This window comes from Geminocystis sp. CENA526, assembly GCF_050753365.1.
Classification (GTDB): domain Bacteria; phylum Cyanobacteriota; class Cyanobacteriia; order Cyanobacteriales; family Cyanobacteriaceae; genus Geminocystis.
Genome location: NZ_JBLZFY010000011.1, coordinates 40,175 through 55,154 on the forward strand (window position 1 = coordinate 40,175; position 14,980 = coordinate 55,154).

A 14,980-nucleotide genomic window follows, 5' to 3' on the forward strand; every position below is an offset into this window, starting at 1 on the left:
CCATAAATTTATTTCTAGCCAGAATTCGATCGAGATAGGGTACAAGAATTATTGAGCTTGATAGATTCATTTTAACAAGTAACCTATATTGTTATTTTTTGATTAATTTTTTTGCTTTTGGAAATTTTTGACGTGGTTTTTTTATCAATAAAACTTCTGTTGCTCGAAAATCTCCTTCTTCTTTTTTTAATTCTTCAGCCCTTGCTAAGATTTTTTTTTGACGTTCTTCTGGCATTTTTGCCATTATTTCTTCTAATGTTATAGCCATTGTTTTTTATAACTAAAGTTTATTCAAATATTGTTGATAGCGAGAATCAGCTTTTTTAATCAATGTTTTATAAAATAGTTTTTGGCTAATACCTGATTTATCCCCACCTACTAATAAAATAGCATTTCTTTGAGGATCGAAAGCAAAAGCTACTCGCCAAACACCATCATCAGTATTAAACCTTATTTCCTTCATGTTTTTGTATTTTGAGCCTTTCAATGTATCGACAAATGGTCTTTTTAATTGTGGTCTTTTTTCTTTTAAGCGATTGGCAATAGCTAACAGTTCATCTTGTACTTCTTGATTAAACTGATTAAATTCTGGTAAAAAATCATCATGAAATAATATTTGCCAATTCATAGATTAAATATAAAATCAACACACTTTTCGTGCATTTATCATTATCTATTACATCACATTATAGGTTGCCGATAAAGATGAGGAAGCTCAAACGCATTTAAGTTGCATTTTTTCTTAATTCTTAAAAATTCCTTTTCCCTTTTCCCTCTCTCAATCAGTAAACTTAAATGTCAACTAACTAAAAATGAGAAAAAAAAGATTAATATGAAGAAATGTAACAAATTTTTCTGAACTCCTCAGAAATGAACTGGGGATCAAGCATAATAAGCCTTAGAGTCCGAAAATTACCACAAAAATCATCGATCGAATGTAAAGAATCATTACAAAAACCCTCATTTCCGTTTTATCTTTCTTATACTGTCTATAAGGAAATAAACTAAATAGTTATTTCTACGGAGAGTTTATAAAAATTTTAAACTCGTTTATTGTCGTCAAAATCTTTAGGGAGTATCAAAAGCAATGCAAGTATCTAACAGAAGCGGTTGGGGAAATAGTTATCTATTATCTATGACAAAAAGTTTTCTCATCTGGACATTGACTTTAACAGTGTGCTTTTTGGTGGTAGGTTTTCCCTTAGTAGTCATTTTGATGACGGTGGGAGTCTTAGCCGCTATCGTCTTACAGTCGATTTTACCTGCTAGTGCGATCGTACTGGTATCAGGAGGATTTTTAGGAATAACAACGGTTATCATCTTAATTTCTTCTTTGTTGTTAAGCATCAAAGGTATTCGCCCTGATGAAGTACAGTGGTTAGGCTGGTTACATGAAACTGATAAAGATAAAATTAATCAAAATTCCATTTATGCTTCTTGTCCTTTAACCTGCGGTATAGAAAACATGTGAACTACCGTACACCAAATCAAAGATTATGGTGTAGGCTTCCTACCCAGAAACTAGCATAGTAGTAGATTTCTTACGTCCTCTATTACTATGACTTACAGTTTGACGATAGGCTTTATCCCCCGTTCCAGAGGTCTGTAACATTCGTAGTCCTTCATCTCGGATATTAATTGCCGCATTTATGTCTCTGTCATGTTTTGTACCGCATTTTAAACAAGTCCAATATCTTACATCTAGTGGTAAGCTACCTATTTTGTTTAAGCATACATGACAAGTTTTTGAACTTGGGAAAAATCTGTTCACTTCAATGTAAACTTTTCCTTCCTGTTCAGCCTTATATTTAAGCATAGTGCAGAATTGTCCCCAACCTACTTGTTGTATAGCTTTAGAAAGACAATAATTTTGCATCATACCTTTAACATTCAGATTCTCTACTGCAATCACTTGGTTTTCGTTTACTATCCTACGAGATAGTTTGTGCAGAAAATCCTCACGACAATTAGTGATTTTTTTATGAACTCTAGCAACTTTTAATCTTGACTTATTTCGGTTATTTGAACCTTTTTGTTTCCTAGATAACTGTTGCTGTTTTCTCTTTAAATTAGCTTCATGCTTTTTAAGTATTTTTGGGTTATCAAATTTACTACCATCACTTGTAATTGCAAAATGAGTTAAACCCAAATCAATCCCTATAGCTTTACCTTCAGAGTTTACTTCTGGTTTATCTTTACCATCATCCACTAAGATAGAAGCATAGTATTGATTACAGCAGTTTTTAGTAATAGTAACAGTCTTAATTGTTCCCTCAATAATACGATGAAATTTTGTATAAATTAAACCAATTTTAGGAACATTTAAACAGTCATTTTCTACCTTAACATTTGCAGGATATTGTAAAGATTGCTTACCATGCTTACATTTAAAATTAGGATATTTTGCTCTTTTCTCAAAGAAATTATTGAAAGCGACACCCAAATTCAAACAAACTTGTTGTAAACATTGAGAATAAGTTTCTGATAACCAAGCAGTGTCTTCCTGTTTCTTTAATTGAGGAAGTAACTTTTTGACATCATAACTAGATAATCCTTTACCTGTGGCTTTGTAAGTTTCATTGATCAAATTAAGAAAATGATTCCACACCCATCTGCAAGAGCCAAAAGCCTTAGCTAGAAGCACTTTTTGAGATGTATCTGGATAAATTCTCACTTTGACAACTTTAAGCATTTAGGACAAATTCTTTTTAATGTAATTTATGTTAACATGATAATATGATTTTATGCAATAAATCCAGACCGTGATTCATACTTCGACTACGCTAAAAAAATACTGACTAAGAAATTGAGCTTATCAAAACCTAGTCAGTTATTTTTTTATTCAGTAAAAATTACTATTTTAAACTCCCCGAGTAGGATTCGAACCTACGACCAATCGGTTAACAGCCGACCGCTCTACCACTGAGCTATCGAGGATTGCTCACATTAAATTATTATAGCGAAGGAGAAAAAAAAAAGCAAGGGGTTCACAAATTTTTTTTAAACAAGGTTATCAATATGGGCATTTTCGATCTATGCTGAATATAGCAAGTTTAGAGGTTGTACCATGTTAACGGATCATCGTTCCATATCCCTTTCTTATCTTTCTACTAATTTAGAGATTCTTGTGCATTTAGAAGCCATCGCTACATTATATCAAAGGGAAAATAATAGATTTCATTTAGTCTTAAATAATGTCGAGTTTAGTAAAATTACTGACGATACTAATTTTTATTTCCCCAAGGAAAACGAAGAAGAAAACGGCAAAAATTTAATTTGGTTGGAAATATCTCCTTTTCGGGTAATTATGACGCAACAAAACAAAAATGGTGTCAATTATCGTCATTATTGGGAAAGGGGTATCTATGGTAAAAGCCGTTATTGGTTGAATGAAAATGGAGAGAGTAATCAAGCAAAAGATAGTATCTACCTTCGCAATTTTACTCGCAATCTCACTTTTAAGGGAACTTCTACTCCTGAATCTTTACGCATTGAGTACGAGTTGTGGAGTAATCATCTTAATTTAGGTCATTATGTATTGCATCTTGAAGTTAACTAAATGAAGTTGACCAAAAAAGGTTATTATGCTGTAAAAGCCTTACTAGATATGAGTTTGCAAGGGGTCGATCGAGCTATATCCGTAAATTCGATCGCTACTCGCCAAAATTTACCTGCGCCGTATTTAGAGAAAATCTTAATTAAGATTCGCCATGCAGGTTTAATCAAGTCTATACGAGGAATGCAGGGAGGTTATATACTAGCTTTACCTCCAGAAGAAATTTCTTTAGGGGATATTTTAATCGCAGTGGGAGACAAAATTGATCCCCTATCACCCAATAGTTTAAATCAAGATTCGGCAGAAGATTGGGTGACAATGACTTTATGGAGTCGTTTAAATAAAAAGTTTAAAGAGGCTATTTTTAGTATTACTTTAGCGGATTTATATTATGATGCTCGTAGTCGTCAAGCATCTCAAGGTGAAGATAATAATTTCATTGTTTAACGGACAAGATCAGAACTTAGGCAATCATAACTAAATTATGTCAATCAAGTGCGACAGCGAAAGAATATCAAAACCTTGATTTTTCTTGTAAATGGATAATTTCAAAAGATTGTGGGAGTTTTGATGCACAAAAAGCATAGAAATAATGTGTTTTTTACAAATTTTTAAAATTTTGTGACGAAAAATACAAATTGAACCATAGTAAACCTTTTAAATATGTACATCAAACTTAACAAATATTAAAATAAATTAGGAACATCCGTTAATCTATGTCCCAAGTATCCAGAAGAAAATTCATTCTCACCGCAGGAGTTACCGCTTTAGGTAGTGCTATTTTACATGGTTGCACCACTGGAGGCAACGAACAACCCACCACTGAAACCCCTGTTACCACTCCCGTTAGTGGTGATGCCCCAGAAGTTACCTCCGCCAAGTTAGGTTTTATCGCTTTAACGGATTCTGCCCCCCTAATTATTGCTAAAGAAAAAGGATTTTTTGATAAATATGGCATGACTGGGGTAGAAGTATTAAAACAAGCATCTTGGCCTGTTACTAGAGATAATATCGAATTAGGTTCGGCTGGTGGTGGTATTGATGGAGCTCATATTCTTACCCCTATGCCTTATTTAATGACATTGGGTACAATTACCAAAAGTAATCAACCAGTACCTATGTATCTTTTGGCAAGATTAAACACCAATGGACAAGCTATTTCGATCGGTAATGCCTATAAAGAGGCAAATGTAGGACTTGATAGTTCTGTTATCAAAGACAAAATAAATAAGGATTCTAAATTTGCCATTACCTTCCCCGGTGGTACTCATGATTTATGGATGCGTTATTGGTTGGCGGCAGGAGGTATTAATCCCGATACCGATGTTTCTGTTATTCCCGTACCTCCTCCTCAAATGGTAGCGAATATGAAGGTAGGTAACATGGAGGCTTTTTGTGTGGGTGAACCTTGGAATGCTCAATTAATTAACCAAGATATTGGTTATAGTGCCTTAGTTACTGGTGAATTATGGAATGATCATCCTGAAAAAGCGTTTACCTTACGCAAGGATTGGGTGGACGCAAATCCCAAAGCGGCCAAAGCCTTATTAATGGCGGTTTTAGAAGCTCAAAGATGGTGTGATGATCCTAATAATGTGGAAGAAATGTGTCAAATTGTTTCTCAAGATAAATGGTTTAAAGTTCCCGTGGAGGATATTGTGGAACGATCGAAAGGTAATATCGACTTTGGTAATGGTAGAGTAGAGCAAAACTTCCCCTATGCCATGAAATTCTGGAGAGATAACGCTTCCTATCCTTTCAAGAGTCATGATTTATGGTTTTTAACGGAGGATATTCGTTGGGGCTATATTCCTGCGGATACCGATACAAAAGCACTGGTGGATCAAGTAAATCGTGAAGATTTGTGGAAAGAGGCGGCGAAAGCCATTGGCGTACCTGATGCGGAAATTCCCACCAGTACTTCTCGTGGTGTGGAAACTTTCTTTGATGGTGTGACATTTGATCCTGAAAATCCTCAAGCCTATTTAGATGGATTAAAAATCAAAAAAACTTAAAATAATTAACAATTAACAATTAACAATTAACAATTAAGGCTCAATGATAATGCTAAATTAATGAATTTTTTTCATTTATTAATTATTAACGATCGACTATTTATTATAAATTAAAATCATGATCTCAAGAACTCAAAAATCTTCAAAAAGTGCCAATATTTTAAGTAATATTTTTTATTCTCAAAACGCCCGACAAATTATTGCTCCCCTCGTTGCTTTATTCATATTATTAGCAATTTGGCAAATTTTATGTTCAGGAGAAAAACCAAATTTACCTTCTCCTATTACCGTAATTAAAGAAACATGGGATCCTTATATTATTAATCCCTTTTTTCATAATGGAGGTACAGATGTTGGCTTATTTTGGCAATTATTAGCTAGTTTACAAAGAGTCGCTATTGGCTTTTCTTTAGCCTCGATCGTGGGTATTGCATTAGGTATTTTAATCGGTGCAAATCGCCTAGTTTATCAAGCATTAGACCCTATTTTTCAGGTATTAAGAACCATTCCGCCTTTAGCATGGTTGCCCATATCCTTAGCGGCTTTAAGACAAGCTGATCCCTCCGCAATTTTTGTTATTTTTATCACCGCAATCTGGCCTATTATCATCAATACCACTGTGGGAGTGCAACAAATTCCTCAAGATTATAACAACGTTTCCAGAGTGCTTAAATTATCTAAAATTGAGTACTTTTTCAACATCTTATTTCCCTCCACAGTTCCTTATATTTTCACTGGTTTAAAAATCGGTATTGGTTTATCTTGGTTAGCGATTATTGCGGCAGAAATGTTAGTAGGTGGTGTAGGTATTGGCTTCTTTATTTGGGATGCTTATAACAGTTCACAAATGAGTCAAATTATTCTTGCTTTAATTTATGTTGGTTTAGTCGGTTTATTGTTAGATAGATTAGTTAGTTTTATTGCAACTTTAGTCGTTCCCTCAGAACAGAAATAGTTAAAAATGAACAATTAATAATGAACAATTAACAATGAATAATTATTGATTTTTATTGCTAACTCTTAACTCTTAATTCCTAATTCCTAATTATTTTAAAATAATGCAAAATTTTATTGAAATTGATCACGTTGATAAAATATTTCCTCTGGCAAATGGAGGAGAATATATCGCTTTACGCAACATTAATTTAAAAATCCAAAAAGGGGAATTTATCTCTTTAATTGGACATTCTGGTTGTGGTAAGTCCACTCTGCTTAATATGGTGGCAGGTTTATCTAATGCTACCCATGGGGGAGTTATTCTGGAGGGAAGGGAAATTACTGAACCGGGTCCCGATCGAATGGTAGTATTTCAAAATTATTCTTTGTTACCTTGGTTAACGGTACGTCAAAATATTGCTTTAGCAGTGAATCGGGTAATGAATCATTATCCCGTAGCCCAAAGAAAAGCCATTGTCGAAGAAAATATCTCGATCGTAGGCTTAAAACACGCCGCCAATAAAAAACCAGGGCAACTGTCAGGGGGGATGAAACAACGGGTTGCCATTGCCCGTGCTTTAGCGACAAAACCGAAAGTACTCCTTTTAGATGAACCTTTTGGAGCTTTGGATGCCCTCACTAGGGGAAATTTACAAGAAAGTTTGATGCGCATTGTCCAAGAAAACCACGTTACTTGTATCATGGTGACACACGATGTGGATGAAGCCTTGTTACTGTCCGATCGAGTCGTGATGTTAACCACAGGTCCAGAGGCTCATATTGGGCAAATATTAGAAGTACCGATCCCCCGTCCACGACAACGGTTAGAAGTGGTCAATCACCCTAGTTACTACGCTCTGCGTAACGAAATCGTTTACTTCCTCAACCAACAAAAACGATCGAAAAAAGTGGGAACAGTTATCCCTCAGAAAGAAGTTATTGCAGGTAACGGCTTAGAAAAAATTAACCTCGATCTTGGTTTTATCCCCTTAACCGACTGCGCCCCCTTAGTGGTAGCTAAAGAAAAAGGATTTTTCGCTAAACATGGACTAGAACAGGTGAACTTAGTCCGTGAACCTTCGTGGCAGGAGTTAGCAAGGGGTATTGCCGAAGGGCGTTTAGATGGGGCACAAATGGTGGCAGGAATGCCTTTGAGTATGACTTTAGGAGCAGGGGGTAAACCTTCTATTCCCATGATTACCTCCATGGTACTCAGTCGTAACGGTAACGCTATCACCCTAGCAAAACAGTTTCAAGAAATGGGAGTGACAAACCTTGAGGAATTGAAACAAGCCCTTGCACAAAGTCCTGATAAAGTCCATACCTTTGGGGTGGTACATCCAGCCTCTATGCACAATTTATTACTACGTTACTGGTTGGCTTCAGGGGGAATTGATCCCGATCGAGATGTCAGTTTAACAGTAATTCCTCCTGCTCAAATGGTGTCTAATCTCAAAGCAGGTAACATTGACGGTTACTGTGTGGGTGAACCCTGGAATACTCGATCGATCCTACAAGATTTAGGTTATGTCATTGCTACAGACTTAGATATTTGGGCAGGACATCCCGAAAAAGTATTAGGAGTTAAAGAAGAATGGGTAGAAAAACACCCCGAAACTCATATTGCTCTAGTTAAGGCTTTGATTGAGGCTTGTGAATATTGTGACGATAGACGTAACCGAGAAGAAATAGTCGAGTTATTAGCAAAAGAGCAGTATTTGAATATGTCTTCTGAGTATATCCGTCCCGGTTTTGTTGATCCTTATAATTTCGGTACAAAAACCGAGTTATTACTAAGGTTTAATCAATTCTCTGTGGATAATGCAAACTATCCTTCAAGGGTGGAGGCGTTATGGATTTTAACACAATTAGCTCGATGGGGTTATATACCCTTTCCTCGTAACTGGGTAGAAATTATCGAAAGAGTGCGCCGTCCAGACTTATTCGGGGAGGCTTGTCGTCAACTAGAACTATCGGATGCTGAACCCGATCGTCATAATTTACAACTGTTTGACAAAATGGTGTTTAATCCAGACGATCCCATTGGCTACCTAGAAAGATTTACCATTCGCCGTGATTATCAAGTATCAGAAATCTTAATTGATAACCTAGCAATGAATAATTAATAATGAACAATGAACAATGTTATTCTCCTTCAAAGATATTGAGTTCAATGTAATTTATTACACGGTGGGTTATTGATTAACGCCGAATATTATATATGCTCAATATACAAAACAACTTACATTATTTCGGAGATTGCTTCGTGCCTCGCAATGACATTTGGTTGATCATTTGCTAAACCTAAAACCCAACACTCAACACCTCATAGTTATTATGCAAAGTTTAATGAATACTGAAAATACTACCGCAACCTTAGAAAAAGCAGATTTTTTAACTATTCAAGATGTATCAAAAGTTTATCCTACCCCTAGCGGTGACTATACCGTTTTAGACGGAGTTAACCTCAACGTTAAAGAGGGTGAATTTGTTTGTGTTATTGGACACTCAGGCTGTGGTAAATCAACTCTTTTAAATATGATTTCGGGATTTAATCAACCCACTACTGGCACAGTAAAACTTAAAGATAAGATTATCGCAGAACCGGGACCCGATCGAATGATGGTATTTCAAAACTACTGTTTGTTACCTTGGAAAAATGTATGGGAAAACGTCTATTTAGCGGTTAACTCCGTTTTTCCCGACAAAAATAAACAGGAAAAAATTACCATTGTGGATGAACATTTAGCCATGGTAGGTTTAACCGAAGCCTCCAAGAAAAAACCAAATCAAATTTCTGGAGGAATGAAACAAAGAGTTGCCATTGCTCGTGCCTTAGCCATTCGCCCTGAAGTCTTGATTTTAGATGAACCTTTTGGTGCATTGGATGCTATCACTAAAGAGGAATTACAAGAAGAATTGCTGGAAATTTGGCGAAATCATAGATTAACAGTAATGATGATTACCCATGACATAGACGAAGCTCTATTTTTAGCCGATCGACTGGTAATGATGACTAACGGTCCTTCTGCTAAAATAGGGGAAGTATTAGAAATACCCTTTTCTCGTCCTCGTAACCGCGCTCAAATCACCGAAGATCCCCGTTACTACGAATTACGCAACTATGCTTTAGATTTCCTCTTTAATCGTTTTGCTCACTCTGAAGATCCTAGCGAAGATTCGATCGAACCAGAGCCAACCAATAATAAGTTAAAAATTGCGGGTATTGTCGGAGGATTAGTGGCAATTTCGATGGCAGGATTCGCCTTATTTCAATCCTTTAACGGTAACAATGGACAAACACCCCAAAATAATATTGAACGAGTTAATTAGGCTTAATTATCATGGGGAGGTAATCCCCCTTGAACATTATAGTCTTACGGGATAAACATTGACAAAAAAAATAAACTTAGATATAATAAGTAACTGTGTCATTCTCTGGAGAGGTGGCCGAGCGGTTGAAGGCGCAGCACTGGAAATGCTGTTTGGGGGTAACTTCAACGAGGGTTCGAATCCCTCCCTCTCCGTTTTAGAATCGTTTATTTTTCAATATTTTAATACTGAAAATAACATTCTTAATTTATATCTTTTATTCATAATACCTTGGTTTTGTAACGCTTCAAAACCTTTTTTTGTCATTACTTTAAGTGAGTAGGCAAAATTAATTATATATTTACCTATTACCTCCCCTCATCAGAATACTATGAGGCAACCCCTAATTACTCTTCATGGGATGTTAATTTGAGTTTTTCGATATGTAATTTTTGTTCTAACTCCTGTAACTCTTCACGGCGAGTTTCGATTTCGAGTCTGATTCTGGTTAAATCTTGACTTTGAGAGGTTAATTCCTGTCGCCATTTTTCAATTCGTAATTCTTCTTCAGAAATGTTAATATTAGCGTTGTAATGTCCTTCTACTAAATACTCTCTCAATATTTTAAGTACCCAATCTTTTGCATCTCTACATCTAATTATTTGTTCTCGATCGTCCAATTCTACCAATAATAATAGTCCTTCTGCAAAGATTTGATCATCCCTCAAAGAAATAAATTTTTCATAACAAAATGTCCATTGCAATTTAGACTCTTCTACGGCAAGTAAGTGTAATTCTAACTTTCCTGACATTATATTTTTAGTAACTTGGGCAAGATATAGCATTAAGAGTAATGAGTAATCAAGTGAAGTTTGAGGAGTTAATTTATAACTCGCTATGGGATAAATGAATTTTTGACTTGAAATATATACTAGCATAAAACTTGACAAAATCAATTATTTGTGGTTCTATTAATTAATTAATTTTTATAAAAACTTGAAAATAAACAAGAGCTAGAAACAACAGTTCATTAACTATTACATGAAAAAGATTTAGTAATTAATTAGACTAAAAAATGGAAGAATAAAGGGACATTAATTAATCCAAGTCAAATGAACTTTTGGGAAAATAATGAGCCTCTTTTATAGTAGTTATAATAAATTAGTATAAGAGAAAGCTATAACTGATTAAGATTGATTGCTTTTTCAATTATGAAAGATGTCTAATGCTTCGTACCAAAGTTACCAAAGTTACCAATTTCCTTTTTCTTGGTTATTGAGGGGGAATCACAATATAGAAGTGTTGAATAAATTGAAATTAAACAATTATAATAAACATAATCATTATTTATTGTTCAAGATTAAAATTATGTCAAAAAACTATTTTGTATATCGCAGTAGTCAAGATTTAGAAAGAATATATAAAGCAATTATTCTTTGGTTTAAAGAAAAACAATACGAGGTAGAAGGAATACAAAAACAAGATATTTATTTAATTCAAGCTAGAAAAACAGGCGCACTTAGAACATTTTTAGGTACTAATTTAGCTTTTAAAATTCAAATTTATACCTCTCAAGAACAATTTAGTAATCAAAAAGAATTAATCATTCAAACCAGTCGAGGAAGATGGATGCAAAATATTGCAGGGGCAGGTTTTGCTGGTATATTTACTGGTGGATTAACTATTTGGACGGGTATTGCTAATGCAGGTTGGGGATTAGTTTTAGAAAATGAGTTAATTTCTTATGTAGAAAATGACTTAAATTATCTTAGGGTTAAACCAGATATGTCAAACATTAACCCTCCTAGTGTTAACGTAGAAAATAATCCTGTTTCTTGCCCTATTAATGTGGTTAAAAATTCTGATCAAAAAAAGATTATTGAAGATTTAGAAAGAGAAATTAATCAATTAGAAATTGCTTTTACCGATGAAATTTTGACTGAAAGTGAATTTTTAAGAAAAAAAAGTATTTTAGAGAAAAAAATTGATGATTATGAGGTTAATTTTGTCATTGAAGAAAAGTTAAAAAAATTGCAAGATGCTTTTTCTCAAGGTATTTTAGATCAATATGAATACGAACAAAAACTTCAAGATTTAGAAGCGAATACTAGGGCAAAAATTTTACAAGAAAGACGTTTAGAAAGAAATAAAAATAAGGTAGCTAAATTAAAAGAGGCTTTGGATCATGGTATTATTACTAAAGAAGAATATCAAGCTAAAATTGCTCGTTTATAGGTTCAATTCAAGCTCAATTTTTAATTCTTCAGAATGATTTAATAATAAAGTTATTCTGTCATTGCGAGGTTACGAAGCAATCTCTAACATCAAACTTGTCTATTTTATTTAATCTTCATTCCTTAATAGTTAATGTCAAAAATTGATAATGTTTTTAAAGAAAATTAAGTTAAGTTATTTTCGTAATTACATCGAAGAAGAAATTATTTTTCATAGTAATAAAATTATTATATTGGGAGATAATGCCCAAGGAAAATCAAATTTGTTAGAATCGATCGAACTATTATCGAGTTTAAAAAGTCATCGTACCAGTAGAGATCAAGACTTAGTTTATAAAGAGCGAATTTATAGTAAAATTATCGCTGATATTAGTAGAAAATTTAGTGATTATAACTTAGGGATTTTATTACCCTTAAAAGGTAAAAGAGAATTAACGGTTAATCAGGAAAAAGTGAGTAAAAATTTAGACTTTTTAGGAGTAGTTAATACTGTTCTTTTTTCCAGTTTAGATATAGATTTAGTTAGAGGCTCACCAGAATATAGAAGAACTTGGGTTGATAATCTTTTAGTACAATTAGAACCAGTATATTGTTATATCATTAAACAATATAATTTAGTATTAAAACAAAGAAATGCACTATTAAAAAACTTTAAAAAATTAGGCATTAATCATTATAATGAATTATCATCTTTTCAAGAATTAGAATTAAAATTATGGGATGATAAATTAATCGAAAATGCCTGTCGAGTTATGAGAAGAAGGCGGAGAGTTTTAGAAAAATTAGAGCCTTTTGCTAAGTTTTGGCATACCCAAATTAGTGATAAAACAGAAAAATTAGAAATTATTTATCTCCCTAATATTACCTATAAAAAAGACGATATTGACGAAATACATCACAATATTAAACTCCAAATCGAAGCAAAACGTAATGGAGAAATTTCGATCGGCACTACTTTAGTAGGACCTCATCGAGACGAGATTGATTTTCTTATCAACGACTCTACCGCTAGAAATTATGGCTCACAAGGGCAACAGCGAACATTAGTATTAGCTCTCAAGTTAGCAGAATTGCAACTAATTGAGGAGGTCATAGGTGAACCGCCTTTGTTATTATTAGATGATGTAATGGCAGAATTAGATTTGAAACGACAACAGCAGTTATTAGACTCTTTAGGTAATCGTTTTCAAACTTTTATTACCACGACTCACCTTAATTATTTTGATGATAAATTGTTAGAAGAAGCTCAAATTATTCATATCGAAAAAGGAAGAATCATCCAGAATTGAGAATTAAGAATTGATAGCTTAATTTGTATTTTTTCCTTCTTACTTCCGAATCAATAATTTAAGATTTGTTAACTCAGGAATAAGCTATGATAGAATAAAAATTATCAATGTATTTTGAACACGAAATAGAGCAGTTCGATCGAATTTATGATTAAAAATAAGGGATCATTGAAAACTTAACTTTAATTGATAAATTATCAGAAATAATTGATGGATTTTTGAGAAATTCTTTTATATACTACCTAATAGCTAAAATCTTCTGTTTATGGATGAAACTAATAATAAGGGTAATATTCTGTTAATTGATGATTTATCAGACAATTTGCGACTATTTAGTGAATTACTGCTGTTAGGCTATAACGTCAATAGTGTCACCAGTGTCAAAATGACAAGAAAAACTCTCAAAGCAAAACCACCTGATGTTATTCTTTTTAATATTGATACTCCCGAAATAAATTATTATGATATTTGTAAATTTATCCAAAATCGTCAGCATTTAATCAATATACCTATTCTTGTTATTGTTAACTTAAATCATAATTTTGATAAAGTTAAAGCCTTTGAATGTGGTGTTATTGATTATATAACTAGACCGTTCCATCTGCAAGAAGTGATCAAAAAAATAGAGCTACAATTAACTATTCAAAGACAAAAATTTTTCCTAGAAAAAGAAATAAAAAAACGCAAAAAAATTGAGGATATTTTACAAAATTCTAGGGCATTAATTTTAAGTGTTCTTAATAGTTCCAAGGATGCGATCGCAGCGTTTCGTGCCGTCAGATATGCCAAAACCCAAAAGATAAAAGATTTTCGTTGTTTAGTGGTAAACCCCATTTTTGCCAAACTATTTAATCGCCGTCAAAGTGATATTATTGGCAAGTTAGGATTTAAAAATTTGATTGCTCAAATTAATGCCGACTTGTTTGAAGATTTTGTGGCAGTGGTAGAAACTGGGGAATCATTAGAGCAAGATTTGTACTATTCTCAAGGAGATGACAACTGCTGGTATCAATTTGTAGCAGTAAAATTAGAAGATGGATTTTCTCTCACGGTGAGAGATATTACGGTGACGAAAAAATTTGAGATTCAACTACAAGAGGGTAATCGTCAATTACAATTAATTGCTAACTTAGACGGGTTAACCCAAGTGGCGAATCGGCGTTGTTTCAATAACTATTTAAAGTCAGAGTGGGAAAAACATCTACAAAAGCAACACCCCCTAACTTTATTGATGATTGATATTGACTATTTTAAACTTTACAATGATCATTATGGACATCAACAAGGAGACGAGTGTATTTATCGAGTGGCTCAAGGTATCGCCATGATTACTAAACGCCCTACAGATTTAGTAGCCCGTTACGGGGGGGAGGAATTTGCCGTTATTTTACCCAATACCACCCTTGAAGTAGGGTTAGTGATAGCGGATTTAATTCAAAGTACTATTTCTTCCTTTGAAATGCCCCACGCAACCTCTAAAGTTAGCGAATACGTTACTTTAAGTATGGGGGTATCTTGTTTAATACCTGATAAAAATACCACTGCTAATGATTTAGTGGCTAATGCAGACAAGGCTTTATACGAAGCCAAAAATCAAGGGCGCGATCGAATTATCTTTTTGTAATTTTAGCTTTTACA

The 14,980-nt window shown here is 33.8% G+C and carries 14 protein-coding genes and 2 tRNA genes; 11 read left to right on the forward strand and 5 right to left on the reverse strand.

Annotated elements, in window-relative coordinates; all coding sequences use genetic code 11:
- Positions 1 to 91: 91 nt before the first annotated feature.
- Both ACN4EE_RS05210 and ACN4EE_RS05215 read right to left on the reverse strand, forming a co-directional pair.
- Positions 92 to 268: a hypothetical protein gene (locus tag ACN4EE_RS05210; RefSeq protein WP_431705352.1), complete on the reverse strand. Its 177-nt coding sequence runs from the start codon at positions 266 to 268 to the stop codon at positions 92 to 94.
- A 12-nt stretch (positions 269 to 280) separates the two neighbouring features.
- Positions 281 to 628, reverse strand: coding sequence for a type II toxin-antitoxin system RelE/ParE family toxin (locus ACN4EE_RS05215; protein WP_431705353.1), 348 nt, complete (start codon positions 626 to 628; stop codon positions 281 to 283).
- Between the two features lie 459 nt (positions 629 to 1,087).
- Here ACN4EE_RS05215 and ACN4EE_RS05220 point away from each other — a divergent pair, with 459 nt between their 5' ends.
- A complete protein-coding gene (locus ACN4EE_RS05220) occupies positions 1,088 to 1,471 on the forward strand; it encodes a hypothetical protein (protein ID WP_431705354.1) in 384 nt (127 codons plus the stop codon).
- Positions 1,472 to 1,510: 39 nt separating this feature from the next.
- Here the strand turns inward: ACN4EE_RS05220 and ACN4EE_RS05225 are convergent, their stop codons facing one another.
- Together ACN4EE_RS05225 and ACN4EE_RS05230 are read right to left on the reverse strand one after the other, a co-directional pair.
- Positions 1,511 to 2,692, reverse strand: a complete 1,182-nt coding sequence (locus ACN4EE_RS05225; protein ID WP_431705355.1) for an RNA-guided endonuclease InsQ/TnpB family protein — start codon at positions 2,690 to 2,692, stop codon at positions 1,511 to 1,513.
- A gap of 173 nt (positions 2,693 to 2,865) precedes the next feature.
- Positions 2,866 to 2,937, reverse strand: a tRNA-Asn gene (locus ACN4EE_RS05230).
- A 130-nt stretch (positions 2,938 to 3,067) separates the two neighbouring features.
- Here ACN4EE_RS05230 and ACN4EE_RS05235 point away from each other — a divergent pair.
- The 7 genes from ACN4EE_RS05235 (at position 3,068) to ACN4EE_RS05265 (ending at position 10,034) form a co-directional block, all read left to right on the forward strand.
- Positions 3,068 to 3,559 carry a hypothetical protein gene (locus ACN4EE_RS05235; RefSeq protein WP_431705356.1) on the forward strand — a complete coding sequence of 164 codons (492 nt, stop codon included), beginning with the start codon at positions 3,068 to 3,070 and terminating at the stop codon, positions 3,557 to 3,559.
- On the forward strand, positions 3,560 to 4,003 hold the full coding sequence (locus ACN4EE_RS05240) for an Rrf2 family transcriptional regulator (protein WP_431705357.1): 444 nt from the start codon (positions 3,560 to 3,562) through the stop codon (positions 4,001 to 4,003).
- Between the two features lie 269 nt (positions 4,004 to 4,272).
- Entirely contained in the window at positions 4,273 to 5,571 is a 1,299-nt protein-coding gene (locus ACN4EE_RS05245; RefSeq protein ID WP_431705358.1) for a CmpA/NrtA family ABC transporter substrate-binding protein, read from the forward strand.
- 118 nt (positions 5,572 to 5,689) lie between these two features.
- Complete coding sequence (ntrB, locus tag ACN4EE_RS05250) at positions 5,690 to 6,526, forward strand: nitrate ABC transporter permease (RefSeq protein WP_431705359.1); 837 nt, start codon at positions 5,690 to 5,692, stop codon at positions 6,524 to 6,526.
- Positions 6,527 to 6,629: 103 nt separating this feature from the next.
- Positions 6,630 to 8,633: an ABC transporter ATP-binding/substrate-binding protein gene (locus ACN4EE_RS05255; RefSeq protein WP_431705360.1), complete on the forward strand. Its 2,004-nt coding sequence runs from the start codon at positions 6,630 to 6,632 to the stop codon at positions 8,631 to 8,633.
- 211 nt (positions 8,634 to 8,844) lie between these two features.
- Positions 8,845 to 9,840, forward strand: a complete 996-nt coding sequence (locus ACN4EE_RS05260; RefSeq protein WP_431705361.1) for a nitrate ABC transporter ATP-binding protein — start codon at positions 8,845 to 8,847, stop codon at positions 9,838 to 9,840.
- A 107-nt stretch (positions 9,841 to 9,947) separates the two neighbouring features.
- Positions 9,948 to 10,034: transfer RNA gene (locus ACN4EE_RS05265), tRNA-Ser, on the forward strand.
- A gap of 192 nt (positions 10,035 to 10,226) precedes the next feature.
- Here ACN4EE_RS05265 and ACN4EE_RS05270 read toward each other — a convergent pair.
- The gene (locus ACN4EE_RS05270) at positions 10,227 to 10,757 is read right to left on the reverse strand and encodes a hypothetical protein (protein WP_431705362.1); all 531 of its coding nucleotides are present in this window, start codon (positions 10,755 to 10,757) and stop codon (positions 10,227 to 10,229) included.
- Positions 10,758 to 11,187: 430 nt separating this feature from the next.
- On the opposite strand from ACN4EE_RS05270, the gene ACN4EE_RS05275 reads away from it, so the two are divergent.
- From ACN4EE_RS05275 to ACN4EE_RS05285, 3 genes are all read left to right on the forward strand, one after another.
- Positions 11,188 to 12,054 (forward strand): SHOCT domain-containing protein, encoded by an 867-nt coding sequence (locus ACN4EE_RS05275; protein WP_431705363.1) that lies wholly within the window; start codon positions 11,188 to 11,190, stop codon positions 12,052 to 12,054.
- A gap of 148 nt (positions 12,055 to 12,202) precedes the next feature.
- Positions 12,203 to 13,342 (forward strand): DNA replication/repair protein RecF, encoded by a 1,140-nt coding sequence (recF, locus tag ACN4EE_RS05280; protein WP_431705364.1) that lies wholly within the window; start codon positions 12,203 to 12,205, stop codon positions 13,340 to 13,342.
- A 265-nt stretch (positions 13,343 to 13,607) separates the two neighbouring features.
- Entirely contained in the window at positions 13,608 to 14,966 is a 1,359-nt protein-coding gene (locus tag ACN4EE_RS05285; protein WP_431705365.1) for a GGDEF domain-containing response regulator, read from the forward strand.
- Positions 14,967 to 14,980 lie beyond the last annotated feature (14 nt).

What these genes read in the sequence shown, in the direction of transcription:
- ACN4EE_RS05240 (WP_431705357.1), top strand. Translation starts at nt 3,560, where the DNA reads ATGAAGTTGACCAAAAAAGGTTATTATGCTGTAAAAGCCTTACTAGAT.
- ACN4EE_RS05225 (WP_431705355.1), bottom strand. Translation starts at nt 2,692, where the DNA reads ATGCTTAAAGTTGTCAAAGTGAGAATTTATCCAGATACATCTCAAAAA.
- ACN4EE_RS05245 (WP_431705358.1), top strand. Translation starts at nt 4,273, where the DNA reads ATGTCCCAAGTATCCAGAAGAAAATTCATTCTCACCGCAGGAGTTACC.
- recF (WP_431705364.1), top strand. Translation starts at nt 12,203, where the DNA reads ATGTTTTTAAAGAAAATTAAGTTAAGTTATTTTCGTAATTACATCGAA.
- ACN4EE_RS05255 (WP_431705360.1), top strand. Translation starts at nt 6,630, where the DNA reads ATGCAAAATTTTATTGAAATTGATCACGTTGATAAAATATTTCCTCTG.
- ACN4EE_RS05270 (WP_431705362.1), bottom strand. Translation starts at nt 10,757, where the DNA reads ATGCTAGTATATATTTCAAGTCAAAAATTCATTTATCCCATAGCGAGT.
- ACN4EE_RS05285 (WP_431705365.1), top strand. Translation starts at nt 13,608, where the DNA reads ATGGATGAAACTAATAATAAGGGTAATATTCTGTTAATTGATGATTTA.
- ntrB (WP_431705359.1), top strand. Translation starts at nt 5,690, where the DNA reads ATGATCTCAAGAACTCAAAAATCTTCAAAAAGTGCCAATATTTTAAGT.
- ACN4EE_RS05220 (WP_431705354.1), top strand. Translation starts at nt 1,088, where the DNA reads ATGCAAGTATCTAACAGAAGCGGTTGGGGAAATAGTTATCTATTATCT.
- ACN4EE_RS05210 (WP_431705352.1), bottom strand. Translation starts at nt 268, where the DNA reads ATGGCTATAACATTAGAAGAAATAATGGCAAAAATGCCAGAAGAACGT.
- ACN4EE_RS05260 (WP_431705361.1), top strand. Translation starts at nt 8,845, where the DNA reads ATGCAAAGTTTAATGAATACTGAAAATACTACCGCAACCTTAGAAAAA.
- ACN4EE_RS05235 (WP_431705356.1), top strand. Translation starts at nt 3,068, where the DNA reads ATGTTAACGGATCATCGTTCCATATCCCTTTCTTATCTTTCTACTAAT.
- ACN4EE_RS05215 (WP_431705353.1), bottom strand. Translation starts at nt 628, where the DNA reads ATGAATTGGCAAATATTATTTCATGATGATTTTTTACCAGAATTTAAT.
- ACN4EE_RS05275 (WP_431705363.1), top strand. Translation starts at nt 11,188, where the DNA reads ATGTCAAAAAACTATTTTGTATATCGCAGTAGTCAAGATTTAGAAAGA.